This is a genomic window from Siphonobacter sp. SORGH_AS_0500 (genome assembly GCF_031453245.1).
In the GTDB taxonomy this organism is placed as follows: domain Bacteria; phylum Bacteroidota; class Bacteroidia; order Cytophagales; family Spirosomataceae; genus Siphonobacter.
The window spans coordinates 3,684,558-3,698,508 of sequence record NZ_JAVIYT010000001.1 but is presented as its reverse complement, the minus strand read 5'-3'; the positions used below and the strand labels follow the sequence as shown (position 1 = coordinate 3,698,508).

Annotated in this window: 12 protein-coding genes; 8 read left to right on the top strand and 4 right to left on the bottom strand. The window is 44.2% G+C overall.

The genetic code is table 11. The features are described from left to right. Nucleotides 1-190 precede the first annotated feature (190 nt). Both QE357_RS15825 and QE357_RS15820 read right to left on the bottom strand, forming a co-directional pair. On the bottom strand, nt 191-2,029 hold the full coding sequence (locus QE357_RS15825; protein ID WP_309709427.1) for a T9SS type A sorting domain-containing protein: 1,839 nt from the start codon (nt 2,027-2,029) through the stop codon (nt 191-193). Between the two features lie 38 nt (nt 2,030-2,067). Beyond that, entirely contained in the window at nt 2,068-2,883 is an 816-nt protein-coding gene (locus tag QE357_RS15820; RefSeq protein ID WP_106635340.1) for a PASTA domain-containing protein, read from the bottom strand. A gap of 286 nt (nt 2,884-3,169) precedes the next feature. On the opposite strand from QE357_RS15820, the gene QE357_RS15815 reads away from it, so the two are divergent. From QE357_RS15815 to QE357_RS15805, 3 genes are all read left to right on the top strand, one after another. Further along, nucleotides 3,170-3,610, top strand: a complete 441-nt coding sequence (locus tag QE357_RS15815) for an NUDIX domain-containing protein (protein ID WP_106635342.1) — start codon at nt 3,170-3,172, stop codon at nt 3,608-3,610. Between the two features lie 109 nt (nt 3,611-3,719). Next, nucleotides 3,720-3,866, top strand: coding sequence for a hypothetical protein (locus tag QE357_RS15810; RefSeq protein WP_157830203.1), 147 nt, complete (start codon nt 3,720-3,722; stop codon nt 3,864-3,866). Between the two features lie 1,324 nt (nt 3,867-5,190). Continuing rightward, complete coding sequence (locus tag QE357_RS15805; RefSeq protein ID WP_309709421.1) at nt 5,191-7,701, top strand: hypothetical protein; 2,511 nt, start codon at nt 5,191-5,193, stop codon at nt 7,699-7,701. A gap of 1,017 nt (nt 7,702-8,718) precedes the next feature. Here QE357_RS15805 and QE357_RS15800 read toward each other — a convergent pair. Next, a complete protein-coding gene (locus QE357_RS15800; RefSeq protein ID WP_309709418.1) occupies nt 8,719-9,204 on the bottom strand; it encodes a hypothetical protein in 486 nt (161 codons plus the stop codon). 57 nt (nt 9,205-9,261) lie between these two features. After that, nucleotides 9,262-9,621, bottom strand: coding sequence for a helix-turn-helix transcriptional regulator (locus QE357_RS15795; RefSeq protein WP_309709415.1), 360 nt, complete (start codon nt 9,619-9,621; stop codon nt 9,262-9,264). Between the two features lie 149 nt (nt 9,622-9,770). Between QE357_RS15795 and QE357_RS15790 the strand changes: the two genes are divergently transcribed. The 5 genes from QE357_RS15790 to QE357_RS15770 are packed head-to-tail and all read left to right on the top strand — an operon-like array spanning nt 9,771 to nt 13,951. Next, nucleotides 9,771-9,983, top strand: a complete 213-nt coding sequence (locus tag QE357_RS15790; RefSeq protein ID WP_309709412.1) for a hypothetical protein — start codon at nt 9,771-9,773, stop codon at nt 9,981-9,983. A 57-nt stretch (nt 9,984-10,040) separates the two neighbouring features. After that, nucleotides 10,041-10,262: a hypothetical protein gene (locus QE357_RS15785; protein ID WP_309709410.1), complete on the top strand. Its 222-nt coding sequence runs from the start codon at nt 10,041-10,043 to the stop codon at nt 10,260-10,262. After that, nucleotides 10,259-10,504 carry a hypothetical protein gene (locus QE357_RS15780; protein WP_309709407.1) on the top strand — a complete coding sequence of 82 codons (246 nt, stop codon included), beginning with the start codon at nt 10,259-10,261 and terminating at the stop codon, nt 10,502-10,504. The genes QE357_RS15785 and QE357_RS15780 overlap by 4 nt, the downstream gene beginning before the upstream one ends. Before the next feature lie 12 nt (nt 10,505-10,516). Continuing rightward, complete coding sequence (locus QE357_RS15775; protein WP_309709404.1) at nt 10,517-10,972, top strand: hypothetical protein; 456 nt, start codon at nt 10,517-10,519, stop codon at nt 10,970-10,972. Nucleotides 10,973-10,996: 24 nt separating this feature from the next. Beyond that, nucleotides 10,997-13,951 carry a hypothetical protein gene (locus tag QE357_RS15770; protein WP_309709401.1) on the top strand — a complete coding sequence of 985 codons (2,955 nt, stop codon included), beginning with the start codon at nt 10,997-10,999 and terminating at the stop codon, nt 13,949-13,951.

Sequence of the window (13,951 nt, the reverse complement as noted above, 5' to 3'; positions counted from 1 at the left end):
TTTCAAAAACCAGAAATAAGATAAGGAAAGGTTTAGAACTTATTTTGGCTTATGTGAGAGCGATGAATGAAAGTAAGTTGGGTAATGCTTTGGGACAAGTAAAGGTAATGAACGCTCCGGTTTTCGTTCTCTAAAGCGATTACCCTTAGGATGGACTGCCAGCGAAAAAACGGCTTTGGATGAAAGACGATTAATTCTCTATCACGAGTTTCTTCACAAATGATTGCCGACCATTGGATAAACGGATCAGGTAGAGTCCTCTTCGTAAACCGGAAAGATCCGCCGTTGAATCCGTAGCGTTAGAGTTGGCGTACAATCGACGTCCAGAAACGTCAAAAACTTCGATGGACCGAAATGCACTTAAATTCCAGCGAATGGGTCCAGCCGAAGGGTTAGGATGAATCATGAGCTGGTCTTCCGAAATGTCTTCCACCCCCGTTATCAGTTCACTGGATTGCCCTCCCATTACCGGTCGAAGCAGTAGGGTTCCTGCCAGCGTGGTATTACCGACCCATTCATTGCCAAGGTTGTAATAAATCTGATTGGCAAACTGAGGGGTATTTTTGTCCAGTCCAATGGCTACTACATCATCCGATAGCTGTTGATAAGCCAGCCAGAACGTGTCCTTTACGGCAGGAGGGTATTGAAATTTCATTTCCACAAACCCCCGTGGATCAGATGGATACCGAATAGCAAAAGACTGTCGAGTCATCGTTTGACCGGGCTTATTGCCTTGGTTTTGAAGAACATAAACGGCTATCGACTGATTGGTAATATCGGTTTTGTAGCGAATGGGCTGAAAGCGAATGCCCGAAACTACGTCTTCTTTGCGAAGAATAAACCGCACCGCCACGTAACCGTATTTCTGATTAATGCCAGCGGCATATTCGGCAGTGCCGTCGTCGTAGGCAAAGTAATTGGAAAGTTCGGTGGTGGAAGATAACGTATCGTTTCTCCGTAAATCGACCCCAGGAATGCTGGGATTCTGGTCGTCAGTGGTAAGAATGTCAAACGTAGTACGAATAACGGCCCGGGTTCCGCCAAAAGCAGGTAAGGGGGTGGGACGAACGAATTTTTCCTGCGAACGTAATTGGGGAATATTTTCGGAAATGGTCTGCGTGAAATTCTGAATCTGCTGATTCGTGGTCATTTCCTGAGCCCGAAAACGTAAGGTCGTAAAGTTATTGTTATTAAAAAGATTCGTGATGTCTGTTGAAATGGTGTCTGCCGTTTCGGCTGCCGGATTGATCAGGTAATGAGCCAGTGGCATCGTTCGGTAATGTTTCAGATACGAGCTAATGGAGCGGCGAATGGAGACGTCTTTAATGTAACGGTCATTACTATTTCTACCCCGATTCAGATAAACGTAATCTACGTGCCAGGCATCAAATGGCCCGGATTTCCGACCAAAGGCTTCGATTCTGAACTGAAAACCAGTGTGCAGATAAAGAGCGGCTTTCACCGGAATCATGGCTATGGCAAACTCGTTCATGACCTGTCCGCCCTTCATAACCCAGACCGTTTGCCATAAGTTACCGTTGGTTAGGAATTGCACCCGCAGGGAATCATCCGAGTCTGGCTGATCGCCCAGCCCTTTACTCAACCAATGAAAACTCAGGTAAAGCGAGTCTCTGATGGAGTACGAGGAAAGGTCGATGGGCAGGGAGGTAAGTGAATCACTCAATCCTTGAGCGTACTGGTTACTAAAATCGTAAGGAGTACCGTCGCGTCTCAGGCCGTCGAAGGTCACCATGTTTAAAGAAGGATGGGTTGTGGCCATGGTATTATTCACCACCGTACCACCACCCGATGCCCATAAAGCCGGGTCTGGAATGCCCGTTCGGGTAATCGAAAAATCATCAAAAAAAGGTAAGCTTACGGCCTGTGTGCGAGCTCCCCGTAGGCTGCCATTTTCCTGAGCCTGCGTGAGGGGGAAAACCTGAAAAGGAGCCTGGGCAAGGCTCCTGATCCCGGATAAAAGAGGTATGATAAGCAGCAGGACACGGCCTATTTTTAAAAATAAATTCATAGCTGAAACGTATTGCCGGGTTGAGGGCAAAAGATAACTTAAGGATTTTCAGGGGTGGTTGCTCCTTCACCAGTGTCCATGTCAGGTTTGCCCGCAATCCAGAGGTCAATGATTTCGCCCACGTGAATTTTGCCACCAATACCGGGGGCGGGGCGTTGCTCAACTACGGTTCCGCGAACGGCTCCGGGAACGTCTTTATACAAGACAGTTCCCACCCGTAAATCAGAGCCTTTAATGATTAACTCCGCTTCATCGAGGGAAACACCGATGAGATTAGGCACGTCAAGTTCGGTATTGCCAATGCCATTACCCACTACAAGTTCAATTTTAGAGCCTTTAGGAATAAGGGTGCCGGGTTCAATTTTCTGCCCATTATATCGCTGTTCCAGTACGGCGTTTTCGGCAATATCAGGGATGTAACGAATATTACCTTCCTGTAAGCCTTCACTTCTTAGAAGAGACAAGGCACTTCGCAGACTCGTGTTGGTTGAAACCAGATCCGGCATCCGAATCATGGGAGCCGTGGCCATCGTCACCGTGAGGTAAATGTTACGGCCTTCTTTAACCAGTGAGTTAGGAAAAGGATACTGCGAGAGAACCGTAAAAGGTGGAACTCCGGGAACGAAAGTGCAATCGGAGACGATATACTCCAGCTTCCGCTCGCTGAGCGTGTTTTTTACATCTTCCAGATTTGACTTCCGCAAATCGGGTACGGTAATACTCTGGCCGTGATTGGTGGACCAAGGCAGATACAGAAAAAAGAATCCAAGAAATAAAGTCAGGACAATACCAATCACCAGTAAGATGTGTATAATCAGGTCTTTTCGGGATCGGGTATTAATGTAAATGGCCATAGAAAATATAAAGCGTGTTGAAGCATCACTCGGACAGCCGAACGGACTAGTAACGAAAAAAGGAGCTTCTATTGGGATACAAGTTTACGGAAAATCGCAGGATTTTTTGATTAATCTCATTTACCGTCGGACTTCCTGTTATGAAAATCAGATTTTAACCCAAAAGGTTTAGGTAGTTTAGATGGATGAAATTAGTTTCAGGTTTGAAATTTGGGTAAGGTTTGAGGGAATATCTATTACTTTTCAAGCCATCAAACCTGAAACGATCAAACTTTAGAATGGTAAAATGAAAGTACGTCCTGCGATTGTTATTGTAGAAAATGAACACGTGTTATTAACCCGCTATCGTTACGGAGCGGAAGATGTATTTCAGTTGCCCGGCGGAAATCCAGATCCCGGCGAGACGATGCCTGAAACGCTCATTCGGGAACTGAGCGAGGAATTAGGCATTGAGATTGAAGTGCAGGGGCTATTAGTGATGGGCGAAGTATTAGTACCCCAGTTGAAACAGGGCGTTCTGCATTGCGTTTTCGCCGGAACACTCGTAGGTGGAATCCCGATCATTAATCCTGCTGAAACCACAGCTCAGGAAGTGGTCTGGAAGCCTTTGAGGGAAATCGCCGCGTTAAATCTATATCCCAACGTAGGAACCGAACTGCTGGAACTGGTCAGTGGCCTTAGAACCTCGCCTTATCTGGGCAAAATCAATCAGCAATGGTTTGGGTAGGTTTGAGCAAAAAGAATCGTTTTAAAGGGCTTTTGGCACGTTAATTTTGAGAAAGCCCTGTGTTAGGCAATGCCTTCTAACTATTGTGTCACCCTTTAAAACGATTTTTATGAAAATCTTACCCGTAACCGCAGGGGTTGTAGTAGCCCTTTCCGGAGCCCTGATTTATACCTGGAACAAGTACCTGAGACAGCGTCCCAGCCAACGTCTGCAACCCATATCAAGAGAAACGGCATTAAGTACCGAAAGACCATAGGAAAACTCAGGTGAATGCCTGAGTTTTCCTATAATGTAAGCCAATTAAAAACTACCTCAAATTAAGTTCTGATGGGGTTTTCTGATATTAATCCTGGCGAATCGCTTATCACTATGTGATGCCAGAGACTTGCCACAGACATACAAAATTATTGACTGGCGAGTGGAACTTTTTCCAAATCAATCGGTCTTAGCAAGACCGATTGATTTGGAAAAGAGCTTTAGCCTGACTATCCCTGGAAATCCAGATCCAGCCAGTTCCATTCGTTCAGCTGAAATTTGTTTCGAAACCCTTATAATTCGATCGAGACGATGAATTGGCTTGAATCCCTGTCTTTCAGTTTTTGAGCTTACCAGGAGATTTACTCCACTCAGAGCCAGTTAGGAGTTTGCGTCTGGTACCGAGATTAGATCGGCTCGCAGATATGTCGTTACGGATAACCTACTTATGATGTGGTACGGGGCTCAAATTCCAACAAATTACTATACATCTGATTCTACTATTCAGATCAATTCTGGCAATCTAGTTCCATACGATCTAGAAAAACCTCATAACTGTAAGTGCTTTCGATGAATGACTCCTCAAACCTAGGCCATGATTAAGTTAGAACCAACGTAAAAATCGTTATAAGGTCTTATGGCTTGCCAATAAACAGCAGTACATTACGACTTTGAAACTTAGAATTGCACTGGAGCTGTTCGTGGAGGCTTCTGGGGAAGTGGGTCAGTTTGCCGTGCCTTATTCTTATGAAACGCAATATTAATGTTTCTCATAATACAGATAGAAGCTGGCCCCATAATCATTTTAAGGACTACCAACACGATTGTTTTTTTGCCTTTACTATGATTTCTGAACGCACTTTGATTCTGGGAGAGCATTTTATGGTCAGTGGATCAGATATAAATAATTTCTGAAGAAACGTTCGATATATTTCTATTCGGGTGAGAAAATCGCTTATACATAGAACTTGAAGGGGTGAGATTAAGTTTCAGGTCCCCAAATTAAAATTCAGGAAATAAACGGCGAGGAAAAATATGGCTGGCAATATCCCGACGATCCCAACTCCCTAATGGTGATTGCAGGAGTGAATTTTGAACCCCAGCAAGGTTACTGTTGTCGTTAATGTTAGTAATGGCATTCTCGTCGAACACAATACTCGAATCGATGTCCTAACTCCTGAAAACAGACCCGTCTCTTTTGTCTCCGCTTTTCCCGTGGATACTACTCACGTTCAATTAGAAATGCCTGAAGGTGAGACGTTTCCTGTAAAACTTTTAATCTCCGCTTACCCCCAATCCCAATAAACACAGAAAACCAACGACCCATGAAAAAACTCCTTTTTCTTTTAGTGCTTTTGCCTACGCTACTGAAAGCACAATACCCTAAAACAATCAAAACTACCAGAGATACTTCAAAGGGAGCCTCCGTTAAGGGGCGAATGGCCCTTAACGGAGGCTGGGATGGTACATTGGTTGGAAAAGATGTGAATGGAAAATCTTACATCGCTGCTTCAGCACATTTCGAAAGTTACGCTCAACTCAGAAGTATGGTTGCGTTACGTTCGGGCGTTCGTTATTTCCTCGATAGCGAAGGGAAAGAGGGTGAATTTCGAGCAGATTTTAGCGACAAGACTACGCCCGACGATGGTGGGGTTACGCTGGTAACCGTGACTGGGATCAGGCTCAAACGCGTAATTTCCAAAGGATCGATTGAAGTGAGCTGGTATGGCAATACCCAACAAGCTTTAGTCAAAGCTCTGGCTGCCGCACAAGGAAAGTACAAAGTAGGCATCACGGGTAAACTAACCCTGGCCTCTAGTGTACTCCTTCCCGATAACGCCTACTTAAGAGGGGATGGGGATTCAGCAGTCATTTATTTTAGTAACTCGGCTCTACTTCGTCCCGGCAATCGATCCATTATTGAAGGCTTGCGACTAACGGGAGTGGATGGGCTCAATTATGCAATTGCCACACCCACGGATGACGTGGTATACGACTGGGAAATCCGTAGCTGTTTTTTTGATAGCACGTTTGTAAATCCTGTCTATATCCAGGGTACTACGAATAATGGAACGCATCGGGGAAAAATAGTAAATAATACATTCTTTTACCCGAAGGGCAATGCTACCCTTATTATTCGTCTGATCGATAGTCAGATCAACGGCAATACGGTTTACAACCGAAGTAGTAGTCGGGGGTTGATGTTTTTCGGAGGTAAACGAAATGAAATTGCTTACAATAAAATTTACAATGGAATTGTGGGGATTTCATTTGCTTACCAGAAGTCAACGGCTGGGGCCAGCGGCATCGTGGAAGAAAATATTATCCACGACAACTATATCAGGGGTGTTACCGAGGAGTCCATCAGTTTTGACGGTCGCTATAACGAACCTGCCAATATGGCTGCTATGGAGTATGCGGCTATTACGGATAAAAGCCTTTCCGGTCAAAATAAGTATATTAATCTTTCTGGAAACTGGAACGCCACTTCTCCTAATTACTATAACTTCTTTGTTTGCTTTACCAAGGGGGCACTTTCAGGCGAATGTGCCAGGATTCTGGCCCATAGCAATAACCGCATGGCCCTTCAGTTGACTACTGCTCAGTACAAACTTCTTCAGGTAGGGGATTCGTTGGCCGTAGGAGCTCCATTCCTTAAAAACAAAGTAGAACGAAATATCATTGAAAGTAACACCAAAACTACCGCTATATACGGGTACGGAATGTGCTTTAACAATGATTTTCTAAGCAATACGGTTACTTATGTAGGCGATGGGACTCAGGCTCAAGGCAACCTACCGCTGGCGGGTATTGCCTTTGCTTCTGTCAATGGGATTAACCCTGCTGGATCTGCTACAGGAGTGAGAAAAGCTCCTTCCATGCGTAACCGGATTGGCTATTCATCTACTTACAATTGTGGTATTCAGATGAATATGGTTGCTTACGGAAATGCTATTCCTTACCGCTCGTATGGGAATCGAGTTGAAAATAGCACGGTTATTGGTTCCTCTATCGTGTATGACTACAATGAAGACAACATTGCAACCAACAATTATGCTTCCCAGGGCATTCAGGTGAAGAATGCCCCTAAAAGCCGTCGCACTGGAAGCTTAGCGGGCCAGGACTCTAGCAGCGTCAATATAACAGGAGGAAAAATTTCAGGAGTGACGCTTGCTGCTCAGGGAGTAAACGCTCCCTTAAATCACCTGGAAAATTATTCTGCAATGTATAGCAGTCGAAATTTGGTCGATAAAGCCTATGTAGATGCGGGCTTTTTGAAGCGGAAAGGAGTCGTCGATCCTGATCAGGTCTTCTCTAGTGGTCATTTTCTGGTGGCGGGTACTAACGCGAATAATCCTTTTGCCCCCGTAGGAGCAAGAGGTTTTGCTTCGGTGGAAGGGAATGGAAAACAGGGATGGATGATGCTGGGAAAAAATTCAAACGCATCGATTCTTAAAATCAGGCTTCTATCGAACGGGGTTTGGGAGCCATGGAAGGATCTGGAGACGAGAAACAACCGGACGATTAGCATCAATACTTCATCCACGGATAGTCAATATCCGACTGCATTAGCGGTAAAAAAATATGTGGATGGAGCCCGAGCCACAGCAGCTTATTCAGCAGGTACGATTGCTTCGGGAAGCCGGGTTTCTCAGGTTTTGCCTGTCTTGGCGAGCTTGGGACAATACGCTCAGGCTTCTTTTTCAGCTAACCTGCAAAACGTTAAAATGTGGGCAGAAGTTACCGCTGCTAACCAGGTTACGGTCTACTTTGAGAACAACACGGGTTCAGAGAAGACCCCTTCAGGAACCATCACCGTTCGAGTGAATCCGTAAAGCGAAGCTAATACTTGTGAGCGGCCTTTGGCCCCTAATGATTCCACCACCCCACACCTGAGATATGTACACCGAGTATCCCCTGATTCATCTTGAAAAAGTGGAGCCGGGACCGGGCGAGAAATCGACCCGGTTCCGCGTTCTAATCGATTGCCAGTTTGAACATCTAGGCAGGATTTACACACCATCTTAGAGTGTTTTAAAAATGACCTATTAGTATAATACAACTAATCTGGATGCTCTTCCTTCGACTAAGTCTGATTATCTATATAATCTTCAAATCGGAGAGCAAGAAATCGGCATGAAACAATCCCATTAGGCAGCAATCAGATTTTTTTATCTGATTTATTGGAGGAGATCATAAGCCTACGTCATGCCCAACTGATATACAAAATGGTTTCGACTATTCTGACAGACGTTCTGGATTAACTAAGTAATTCATCCATCCCTAAAATAAAACAACCCCATGAAAAAGTTTATCATCCTGGCCGGAGTACTGGCCGCTACTAAATTCTCTTTCGCTCAGATTGAGCCTGTTACTCAATCAACATCAGGGCCAATACGCTCATGATCCAGACCGTTTACGTCAATCGGCAGAACGTGCATTGATGGAGCCCGTCTCCTGACCCGTGCGGTTTTTGGAGATGATCCGCACGGGTCAGGAGACGGGCTACTATGCCCTTGATCCTCAAATTGAAATGAGGGTTCGCAAGAGGATTATACAAGCTCTAGAGAAGTTCCAATCTCTCATTTTACCTATCCACACCCCTTGAAATATAAAAAAGTATCTAATAACCTGACTTTTGGGCCTAGTATTGTTGCTTTCCTTTGCTTAGGGCGATACATCGAATTGTGAACAAAAGCACGAAAATCAGGGATCGTAAACGGGATTAATAGCAGAAAACCCCTTCAGGATGCTCCTAAAGGGGTTTTCTTTTAATCTAAAAATTTTCGTTGACCGACAAGTAAACACACCCTTATTGATAATCAAATAGTTAGATAGTGATTGTGAACAGATTAGTTCTCTTTTTCAGGTTCGTAATCGGTTAGGATGTTTCCCGCCTTGATTAACTCTGCTCCGCCGATGATAGCTAGTAGGGTTCCTACTACAGCTGTTGCCGCCGTTATCGTTGTGGTGTTGGTATTGCCATTACTTGCCATTATCGTACTAACAGCTGAGCCTCCTAATCCAATTAGTAGTCCCCCCAGCATCAACCCACCACCAGACTTTAAGGCATACCCGGCACGCTGTATAGTGATAGTAGATTCCCTTCTTCGATCAATATCCTTTTGCATATTGACTCCGGTTCTTTCCTGAAAACGCTCCTGTTTTTTACGCTTATTATTCTCGAACTCTAAGCGATCACTTTCAGCTGCTTGATTCAATCGCTCGTTTCGGCGATCTATCCATTTGCGAAGACCAGATTTTTGAGTGGAATCGGTCTGGCTAAACCCTGTTATTGAAAGAGTAAGTAGTAATACGGCAGTAAAGAGTAGACGCATAATAGGTAGTGATCTTGATTTAGGTTAATTCAAAGCTTATTATTGTACTGTCCCTAGTTATTTCTCGTCAGAAACATCGCCAGATTTTTTGAGCTGTTCAATCTCCCTTTTCTGATACTTCAGTAATTCTTCTTGAATAGAAATTAGCCTTTGCTCCATCTCATCATATTTCTGTCTTGATACATATCCTTCTACAAAAACTGGATTGTCACCACCTTTTCCTAGTAGAAGCCATTCTAATGAAACTTTAAAATGTTCGGCTATAATGCCTACAGAATCCATGGTGAGATCAGCTGTAGGGTCACCTTCTTCAAATCGGTAATACTTGCTTTTTGAAATCCCAATAAGCTGAGCAAACTGAAGTTTGCTCATTCCAACTTTCTCACGTAAAAGTATAACTCGTTCTCTCTGAGACATTTAAATATAAATTTCCTTTTAAGGGAAAAATATTTCCTTAAAAAGTATTGTTATTTCCTTTTATGGGAAATAATTTAGCATGACAATTAAGACGTGCTAAAAATAACACGCCTTTCGCGGAAGGCAATAGAAAAATTAATCAACGGTATATGAGGGCTACAAACGAGCTAAAACAACGGTTTAGCGAACTCAAAGAAAAGTTAGGTGATGACTGGAAAGTGAAGATTTATCGCACTTACCCCCAGATGCCAGTAGAGCAGGCAGATATAGTGATTAGCAGAGTTACGCGGATGGGTTTAGGAAGGTTAGCTCCAACATTGACAGAATTAGAACAATATGGCCAGCTCACCGAGCAGGCATAATAGATAGTACGCTTACCCAGTGAAATCCAAGTTAAACCAGTTCAAACGACCAAGAAAATGAACTTTTACACCTTTGCTTTTGAAGCCTTCCTGAATGGAACGTTAGGCTTTCGCGATGAATCAAAAGATGAGCTTGAAGTCGCTCTCTTTGACTGCACAAAAAAGCTGGAATGGCTTGAATTAATCCGCCCCCTCTGGACTGATCACCACGTCGCAGTGAATGACGTGCTTCTTGATCTGAAAAATTTCCTTGAACAACTGATTGCTTTGAGACTATGAATGAGATTCTGAAAGACTTGCTCAAACGCCACCTGGAAGGTGCTGAGTTGGTGGCTCCTGAATTGGAGTCCCAGCAAAAACTCAATCGGCTAGAATTCGCCCTGCGTGATGTAAATGCCTGGGTTAGTAGCATAGCCCTAATTAAGCCTAACGAAACTCATGTGAGCAGTCACATAAAATTGCTGACAGTCTTCGAAACGCTTGCAGTCTCCATTCTGGATGAACTCAATCAGTTGAAATAACCCGTCCATACTATGAAAATCTCTGAACTAAGTCGTCTGTTTTCATCCATTCGTCACGAATTCCGAAGCACCCAACGCCCATCAGTCGCTATGGAGGAATATCAATCTTCTAACGTGGTTCTGCTAACCTATCAGGATTTGCTGCTAATGTCAGCAGCTGAAGCTCTCACTTCTGAAGATCCTGATATCAAAGAGTTACAACCTGTAATTCTGAATGCTTTCAAGCGAATCGAAAGCCAAATGGAGTGCATTGTGCGTGATGGTAAGCAATTCTCAGGTGAAAAATTCCTGCTCGTTCTTTCAAAAAATCAGGCAGATGCCCTCCGGGCCGTTCTGCTCAGCTTTCAGTCCTGGTGTGGTGATACAGTAGCATGTATGAAGGCTACTAACAGAATAAAAAATATGACGGATAACGCTGAGCAAGCCAGACAGATTTCTCAGACTATCCATACTGCCTTTAGTAAATAGCTAATTACCCTAACTGCTATCCAAGTGATTGAGATTGATGACATAATGCGAGAGGATGGAGGATTGAGATTCATCCTCTCACGCTACCCTGACGCTAACGAAAAGAAGGCTTTTAAAGTCAGAGGTGAAGAAAAGACCGCATCCGCCCGGATGAAGTGTCTGGAAGACGGAGTTTATGTAGTTACGGATTTTGGAAGTGATTCAAAGCCACGTAATGCTATTGCCATTTGTGAGCTGGAAGATCGTGTAGACTATGGTACGGCCATTAAGACTGTTGCTGCATTTTACGGAGTTGTACCTGAGAAACAGGCATTGCCTAAACCAGACGTAGAAAGCCGCCCTGCTGGGCCTGAAGAGCCGGAGGGTTACTTTGATTTCGAAGAGAAAGAATTCGATCTGCACGAGTTGTTAACGATCTATTCTCGTTACGCCTGGGAAGCTTTAGGAGCTAACGATGATAAGCGAATTGATAACGGTCGTAAAAACCTGCATTACTATCGCTGGAAGTGCCTTAAGTCGTTTACTAAGACAAAAAAGGACGAAAAGACGGGAAAGCTGGTTACCCGCAAAATCTCCAGTAACGAACGCTTTCCCATCTTCATGATTGACGAAGGGAAGTTTAAGAAGATCTATAAGCCGAAGGATGATAAGAAATATCGGTTTCAGTATGAGCCTGAAGGTAATTATGAAAAGGATTACATCCACGGCCTCGATCAACACCGCAAGTTTCTTATCGATCTGAATGCAAAAGCCGATCAGGATTATGATAAGGCCGACGAAGAAGGTAAAGAGGAAAAGAGGAAAGATGCCAAACTTCAGGAGATTATCATCTGCTCTGGGGGGTCTGACGCGGTTAATGTCGCTGCTTTAGGATTCAAGGTGATTTGGATGAACTCTGAAACCGCATTCCTGCGTCCTGAGCTATACCGGGAACTCATGAAAATGGCGGATGCAGTGTATTTGCTCAACGACATTGACCCAACCGGTATCAAGGCCACTCATAATACCTGCATGCACTATCTCGAACTGAGAGGGGTGTTTCTGCCGGATTCTTTACGCGAAAAGCGGGACCAGCGAGGCAATCCCTGTAAGGACGTGCGGGATTACCTGAAGTATTACAATCAGTCTGCTTTCCGTCGTCTCTTATCAACTTCTTATCCCTATCAGTTCTGGGACGTAGAGCAGGCTGTCGATGCGAAAACGGGTAAGGTTAAATACAAGTACGGACGGCCTATGATGGAGTTCAAACCTAACCCGCTGCGTATCTATAATTTTCTACACCGGAATGGGTTTTCACGTCTGAAATGGGAGTCTGCTAATGACGGGAAGATTTTTGTTCGAGCTGAGAATAATATCGTTCGGGTGGTTAACGAGTCGGATTTACGCGATTTTATCAATGATTTTCTGGAAGAACGCATGGAGTCGGAAGACCTCCGTAACACGTTCTACCGAGCAACTTCGGGTACACTGGCCAATCAATCCTTAGCAAACCTTCCCTTCAAAGACCTCGATTTTCAGAATTACGGTCAGGATTATCAGTATTACTTTTTTGACAAAAAGACCTGGAAGGTTACGGCTAAAGCAATCGAGGAAGTAAAGCAGTCGGAATCAGAATGTTACGTGTGGCAGGACAAAGTAATGCGTCCGACCGTGAAAGTAAACCGCGAAGAACGCCCGGTAAAGGTTGAGATTCTGCCTGATATGTTCAGGGTGAAACACATGCCGAACGGAAAGTATGATATCGACATCCTTGATAACGATTGCATTTTCTTCAATTACCTGATTCAAACCTGCCGGATCCACTGGCGGCGGGAATGGGAGGAACGGATCGATATCATGACCCGTCTTAATAAGACCCAACAAGCGGAATACTTCGAAGGCTCTTTTATGTCACCGGAGGAAGCCAAACGTATTATGGCGGTTCGGACTCCAAAAGAAATCGCTGACTATAAGGAAAAACATCAATTCGATATTGCAGGGCCCTTGCTGACGATGGCTGAGCAGGAAGAACAGAAGCAGCATCTGGTGAATCGGCTTTTTGTGATTGGTTACGTTTTGCATCGATACAAGTTTGCCAGCCGTCCCTGGGTAGTGTATTCCATGGATGGGAAACTGGCAGAAGACGGAGAATCGCACGGTGGTACCGGAAAATCGATTCTGACGAAGGCCATCAAGAAATTTCTGAAGGTAACGCCCTTGCCTGGCACTGGAGACGCAATTAACGAGAATGATTTCGTCTTCGAAAAGGTGAAAGAAGATACAGATCTGGTACTGATTGATGATATGGATTCCTATGTGCGTTTCCGTAAATTCTACGAACCCGCCACTTCTGATTGGGTCATTAACCGGAAGGGTAGGGAGTCGAATGTGCTGGATTTTCAGCGATCGCCTAAAATCTGGATGAACTCCAATTTCGGTGATCGATATACTGAACCGTCAGATATACGTCGTAAAATCTACACGGTGTTTTCTGACTGGTACCACGAAGACGATGGTTCTGGAGAGTATAACGGATCCCACTCACCTAAAATCGAATTCGGCGTTCAGAATATTCTTGAAGATGTCTCTGAGGTACAATGTCTCAAGTTTTATAATCTAATGATTCAATGTGTGAAATTTTACCTGAGTTGTGAAGATAAAATTGACCCCCCACTTGATAATGTGAACAGGCGAAATCTGCTTTCAGAAATGGGCGAAAACTTCCATAACTGGGCCGAAGTCTATTTTCATCCAGCCTCCGGGAATCTAAATCAGAATGTCGTTAGGACGGACGCTCAGGAATCTTATTGGGCAGACAGTAGAGCAAAAGGAACCCCGCAGCTTTTCAAAAAGAAAATGCAGGCTTGGTGTCGGTATAACGGGTATGAGTTGAATCCTTCCGATTTGATCGATAAGCAAGGGCGAATCATGTACAACAATAAGGAATGCTTTCACGTCCGTACGCCAAAGCCAGCTACTAACTCTGATATACCCTTTTAA